The sequence below is a fragment of the Armatimonas sp. genome (genome assembly GCF_043760365.1).
Taxonomy (GTDB): Bacteria; Armatimonadota; Armatimonadia; order Armatimonadales; family Armatimonadaceae; genus Armatimonas.
The window spans coordinates 1-5,647 of record NZ_JAYUPA010000264.1 but is presented as its reverse complement, the minus strand read 5'-3'; the positions used below and the strand labels follow the sequence as shown (position 1 = coordinate 5,647).

Genomic DNA, 5,647 nt, shown 5'->3' with positions numbered 1-5,647 from the left:
TGGCCGCGATTGTCGAGCCCTACACGTTCTGGGCGATTCAGGGAGAGAGTGTCGGGGCGCTAGGCACACTCGCCGCTGCAAATCCTGGCGATATCGTGGTGGCGGAGAGTATTGAGCGTTTTGCGATGCGAAAAGTGCGGATTCTGAATGGGTTGCATACCGCGATGGCCAGCATCGGCCCGAGCAAGTACGGTGTCACGACCGTGCGCGAGGCACTGGAGCACCCTGAGCTCGGCCCGTGGCTGGAGTCGCTCTTAGTGGACGAGATTCTTCCCGCGATTTGCCCCCCGCTGGAGAAAGCCGACGCCGAGGCATTTGCCAGGCTCACGCTGTTGCGCATGAAGAACCCCTTTCTGGTGCATAAGCTCTCGATGATCGCTGTTGGGGCTGCCGTGAAGTGGGACGCGCGGCTTCTCCCGACGATGGCCGCCTATGAGGAGCGCTTTGGGAAAAAGCCCGCACACCTCACCGCCTGCCGGGAGGCGTTTCTGGCGGAAGCCTAGAACCGTCGAGGAGCTTTGACGCGTAGGGCGTGGGGGGCGACGCTGAAAGTGGCGGGGGTGCTGCTGCCCAGGTCACCGTCGCGCTGGAGTGTCAGGGGCGTGTCGGCTTCCAGGGTGATGTGCTTCCCCTGGAAGATCCAGACACTATCACTCTGGGAGTGCCGCCCGAGAGCCATGTCGGCGAGCTGGGGTAAAAATGCGGCGTTTCTGACGGCCGCCGGGAGATTCGGAGCCGTAAAGAGCACAATGTCGAGCAGCCCGTCGTCGATACTGGCGTCGGGCAGGAGCTTCAGGTCGCCACCGTAGAGCGATGTATTGCTGACGGCGACCAGAAAGACATCGGTCTCGGGGAGCGCGTTGCCGTCAATGGTGACGCGCACCGCATGGGGGGTGAACGTCGCCAGCGCCCCGACGGCGGCAAAGGCATAGGCGGTTGCCCCGACAGCACTCTTCAGATTCTCATTGACCTGGCCCACGGTCGCACTGTCCACGCCGCCCGAGCAGACCAGCAGAAATGTCTCCCCGTTGCAGATTCCCAGATCAATCCGGCGCTCCTCACCACTGAGCCCGAGATCTACGGCTGCGAGAGGATCAAGGAGAGGAACTCCCAGCTCTCGCGCTAAGACATTGACCGTACCCGTGGGCAGGATCGCAAGAGGAATATCGGTGCCCTGAAGCGCCTGCGCCGCCGCCCGAACCGTCCCATCACCGCCCGCCACAAAGAGTGTGGTCGCTTCGGGGAGAAGCTCCTGAGTGAGAGCCGTAATATTTTCACCGGGCCGCAGAGTCACTTCCGTCCAGCGTCCCAGCCGCTCACCCAAGCGCCGTCGCGCTGCCTCCAGCCAAGCACCACTGCCCGTGCCTCCCGAGCTCGGGTTTGAGAGAAGAAAGATCGCCATAAAAGTAGCGTACGTTTAGAACTCCATCAAGGTTCCAGGGAAATCAGCAAAGTCTAAGGTGCTAGAGTGCGTCCTCGACCACGCGCTTGAGTTTTCCCAGACCCGTTTTCGCCACCGAGAGCGGGTCTTCCTGGTAGTAGCTTTCGTTGAAAAGCTCCAGGGAGAGAAAGCCACGGAAGCCACTGTAGTCTAAGTTGCGCAGGATACGCCGCAGAGGCGCGACACCATCGCCGGGATAGACTCTATCGGCATCTGTGATTTGATCGGGAGCGATCTCGGGATAGTCGTTGACATGGAAGACAGGCAGGCGATTGCCGGAGAGTAGTGTCAGGCCGTCAATGGGCGAGCCGCCTTTGTAGAGATGGTAGACATCGCAGAGAATCGAGGCATCCGGGTGCCCAGACTCCACCGCGATCAGCGCCGCCTCCCCGAGCCTGTTGAGGTTGGCGGAGAACCCCCATACCTCTACCATGGGCACCACCCCGAGTTCCTCACCCAGCACGCAGAGCGCCCGGTAGCGCTCCGCCGAAGGGAGTAGCTCTATCTTCGGACTGCCCGGCGTGTGCACTCCAAACGGCGGCGCGGCGATCCGTCGCCCCCCTAGCCGGGCGAGAAGCTGCATGTCGTGCCGCGCCTGCACAAGGCCCGCCTCGCGCTTTTCGTCGTCGTCGTTGATCCAGTCGAAGAACCCGATGGCGGACTCCACCGTCAGACCGATATCCAGTAGCTCACTGCGCAAATCCGAGAGACTGCCGCCCTCGGCGACAAAGCGCTCCAGCTCGTCCATCCACGGCTCGATGGCATCGTAGCCCGCTGCGGCGGCGAGGCGGCACAAGTCAGGCAGAGGGAGCTTATGCTTGCGAACCGTGCTGGTATTGAAGCAGAAACGAAAGGGAAACGACGGCGACTCCAGAAGCTCAGGAAAGGGTGAAGTCACCCCTTCCGTTGCTACCATCGGCCTCTCTTCGAGAAGGGTTGGCATAGGTTATAGTGTCCAGCCGCCTCGGTAGCGGTAAGTGCGCAGGGCGTTGGCCTCATTCTTTTTCTCGCCGCCGACAAACTCCTCTTTCTTGGGATTCCAGAGAAGCTCGCCGCCACCGAGGCGAATACAGACATTGCCTAGATGACAGACACTCACACTCCGATGACCGATCTCCACATCACAGATGGGGCGCTTGCGAGTGCGGATACAGTCTACAAAGTTGCCGTGGTGGCTCTTGGAGACATAGAGTTTCTTGGCATTGGCGGGCAGTGGGTCCGTGAGTAGCTTGGGATCACTGGCCCCGATCTGGCCACGGCTGACGAAGATCCAGCTGCCGTTCTCGCCGTAGAAGTGCACTCCGTTTTCCCCCTGACTGCTAGCGACAAGCTCCACGCCGTCGGCGTAGGTGTAGGTAACCTCAAAGTCAACGGCGGTGGTGTAGGAGCAGTGGGTTGGGTCCTCTTTGGGAACCCTAGCCTTGGCGCTGACCTTAACCGGGCCATCGCCATCACGGCCCAGGCCCCACTGCGAGATATCTAAGTGGTGGGCACCCCAGTCGGTCATCATGCCGCCGCTGTACTCAAACCAGTAGCGGAAGTTTCCATGGATGCGGTCCTTGACATAGGGCCGCTCGGGGGCGGGTCCCTGCCACATATCGTAAAGAAGATCCTCCGGCACATCGCGCACCTCAAAGGGGCCTTGCTCGCGGCCTGCGGGCAGATGCGCCACGACGCGTTTTAGTTTGCCAAGACGGCCATTTTGCACCAGCTCACAGGCGAGCCGGAACCTATCATCGGAGCGCTGCTGGCTTCCCGTCTGGAAGACCGTGTCCATCTTGCGTGCGATCTTAACCAGCTCCTTACCCTCGCCTAGGCGCAGGGTCATCGGCTTCTCGCAGTAGACATCCTTACCCGCCTTCATGGCCATGCTGGCAACAATGGCATGCCAGTGGTCCGGGGTCCCGATCACCACGGCATCAATATCCTGTCGATCGAGTAAATAACGGAAGTCAACGTACTTAGCGACGCCTTTATCCTTGCCTCCAAAGACATTGGCCGTTTCTTCCAGGTGGGTCAGGTCCACATCACAGACCGCCACGACCTCAACGCCGGGCTGAGCGGAAATCCCCCGCATATCGCCCAGGCCTTGACGAAAGCCGCCTTTACTACCGCCTGCGCCAATCAAGCCCATCCGGATCTTGTCGTTGGGGCCGATTGTCCGCCGAGGTGAGGCCACGGTTTGCTCCCGAGCCTCCGCCCACTCGGGCACCGCTGTCATAAAGAATCCTGTTGTGGCACGGGCAAGCAGGCCCCGTCGCGTTATGGAATCACTCACGTCTTTCACTATCCTCCGGCAAGCAGATTCGGTAGTGCTACCAGGTTTTCCTGCGTGATTGACACAACAGTCTCTATGGGCTACCATAGGACAGCTAGATGAAAAACGTGGAGACGGGTAAATTATCGCCAGAGGAGATGCAGGGGCACCTCGAGCATCGCGAGAGGCAGATCGAGGCGATCCGTCGTACCAGCGATGCTCTCTTCTCACATCCCAGTGTTGAGGCAATGGTGCAAGCAACCCTGGAGATTGCCCTGGAGGTGCTCCGCGCCGATGCGGGAACCGTCTACCTCTACGACCGCCCTACGAATACCCTTGTTTTCCGTTACGTGATCGGTCCCATGGCGAGTGAGCTCATTGGCAAGTCCATGCCCGCCTCGCAGGGACGCGCTGGTATTGTGTTCCAGAGTGGGCGTGCGGAGCTCGTCGCGGACGTTACCAAGGATCCCAACCATACTCCTATTCCTGGCTACCCTGTTCGCTCGATGATGACGGTTCCTGTGAAGCGTACCAGCGGCTCGCCCATTGGGGTGATGCAGGTGATGAACCCAACCGTTCCCTTCACGCAGCACGATCTTGAGGTTCTAGAAGTGCTTTGTGCTCAGGCCGCCACGGGGATTGAGCATGCCCAGCTTTTAGAGGCACAGCGCAACGCGGAGATCGGCAACCGGGTGGGGGAGATCGCTCATGACATCAAGAACATGATGACCCCGATTGAGACCGGTGTCCTGACACTTCAGCCGATGCTTGATGATATGTTTGAGCAGGTCGCGGCGACCGTAGGCAAGTGCGCTCCAGAGCATACCTGGGGAGCGGAAGTCAACGATGCGACGGCGGGTGTCGGGAGTCTTTACACCTGGCTGCTCGATGACCTCCTCACGGCGGCCAAGCGGGTTCGGCGGCGCACTGCGTACATTGCGGGGATGGTCAAGGGGACACTGCCTCCCCCGATCTTTGAGGAAGGCAACCTCAACGATGTGGTCAACGATGTGGTCAAGACTCTGGTGCGCACCGCTAAAGACAAGGGCTTGAGCCTCAAGACCGCCCTTGATCCCGCGTTCCCGAACACGCTTTTCGACTACGACCGCTTCTTCGATTGTCTCTACAACCTGGTAAACAACGCGCTCCCGGAGACCCCGCCAGGAGGTAGGGTGACTGTGCGGACGCGTGGCCCGAACACTCCTGGCAACTTCCTCACCGTCGAAGTCGAGGACACGGGGCGAGGTATCCCCGAGGAAATACTCAAGAAGCTCTTTACCAAAGAGGCGATCTCCACCAAAGTGGGGGGGACTGGTCTGGGAACCAGTGTCGCTGCGCGGGTGGCGCGTGAGCACGGGGGGGAAATTGATGCTGTTAGCGTGGTTGGTAAAGGCTCGACTTTTATCATTACAGTACCCCCCGTTCCGCCCTCACCCGAGTCTCCTGGGTGACAACTCCCCACGCTACCAGTTGATGGGATAGACATTGATTCCCGAGAGGGCACCCCACGCTGTGGTAAGCCCGCCGCCCAGCAAGTCTCCCGCGATGAGCCCTAGGAAAAACGGGGCGAATTTTTTGTAGGTATCCGCACCGCCGTAGCGCAGGACTAAGATTTTTAGGAGCCACGCGATCAGAAAGGGGAGCCAGGTGCTGGTCATCGTGTTGGTGTTGGCCATGGCGTAACCAACTGGGTGTAGTGGCCACGACAGAAACCGTGCCCGCAGGAACATCATGCCGCCGGTGAAGGCGAAGCCAAAACCAATCGCCGCTAGGCCACGCAGATCAGGAGCGGTGGGGTTACGCAGCAGAGCCACCAAGTTCTCAAACGGCTGACGGCCCATGCTGGTGCGCCAGGCATCGGTCTTGGCCTCCGCGCCGTAGCCGTGCCAGAGCATCAGGGCGATGGTAAACGACGAAATCAACCCCATCACGGTGGCGATGGCAATCGC

At 60.2% G+C, this 5,647-nt stretch carries 5 protein-coding genes and 1 pseudogene; 2 read left to right on the top strand and 4 right to left on the bottom strand.

What is annotated here, in order from left to right:
- Positions 1-503 (top strand): annotated as a pseudogene (locus ACH2EH_RS06390) (hypothetical protein); the annotation flags it as partial.
- Here the strand turns inward: ACH2EH_RS06390 and ACH2EH_RS06385 are convergent.
- The 3 genes from ACH2EH_RS06385 to ACH2EH_RS06375 form a co-directional block, all read right to left on the bottom strand.
- A complete protein-coding gene (locus ACH2EH_RS06385) occupies positions 500-1,402 on the bottom strand; it encodes a diacylglycerol/lipid kinase family protein (RefSeq protein WP_395140023.1) in 903 nt (300 codons plus the stop codon). The pseudogene ACH2EH_RS06390 and the gene ACH2EH_RS06385 sit on opposite strands and share 4 nt — an antisense overlap.
- Before the next feature lie 61 nt (positions 1,403-1,463).
- Positions 1,464-2,384 carry a sugar phosphate isomerase/epimerase family protein gene (locus tag ACH2EH_RS06380; RefSeq protein WP_395140021.1) on the bottom strand — a complete coding sequence of 307 codons (921 nt, stop codon included), beginning with the start codon at positions 2,382-2,384 and terminating at the stop codon, positions 1,464-1,466.
- A gap of 3 nt (positions 2,385-2,387) precedes the next feature.
- Positions 2,388-3,719, bottom strand: a complete 1,332-nt coding sequence (locus ACH2EH_RS06375; protein ID WP_395140019.1) for a Gfo/Idh/MocA family protein — start codon at positions 3,717-3,719, stop codon at positions 2,388-2,390.
- Between the two features lie 98 nt (positions 3,720-3,817).
- Here ACH2EH_RS06375 and ACH2EH_RS06370 point away from each other — a divergent pair, with 98 nt between their 5' ends.
- Positions 3,818-5,149 carry an ATP-binding protein gene (locus ACH2EH_RS06370; RefSeq protein ID WP_395140017.1) on the top strand — a complete coding sequence of 444 codons (1,332 nt, stop codon included), beginning with the start codon at positions 3,818-3,820 and terminating at the stop codon, positions 5,147-5,149.
- Positions 5,150-5,161: 12 nt separating this feature from the next.
- On the opposite strand, the gene ACH2EH_RS06365 is transcribed toward ACH2EH_RS06370, so the two are convergent.
- A partial coding sequence (locus ACH2EH_RS06365; protein WP_395140015.1) for a DUF6784 domain-containing protein occupies positions 5,162-5,647 on the bottom strand: 486 nt, incomplete at its 5' end.

What these genes read in the sequence shown, in the direction of transcription:
- ACH2EH_RS06385 (WP_395140023.1), bottom strand. Translation starts at nt 1,402, where the DNA reads ATGGCGATCTTTCTTCTCTCAAACCCGAGCTCGGGAGGCACGGGCAGT.
- ACH2EH_RS06380 (WP_395140021.1), bottom strand. Translation starts at nt 2,384, where the DNA reads ATGCCAACCCTTCTCGAAGAGAGGCCGATGGTAGCAACGGAAGGGGTG.
- ACH2EH_RS06370 (WP_395140017.1), top strand. Translation starts at nt 3,818, where the DNA reads ATGAAAAACGTGGAGACGGGTAAATTATCGCCAGAGGAGATGCAGGGG.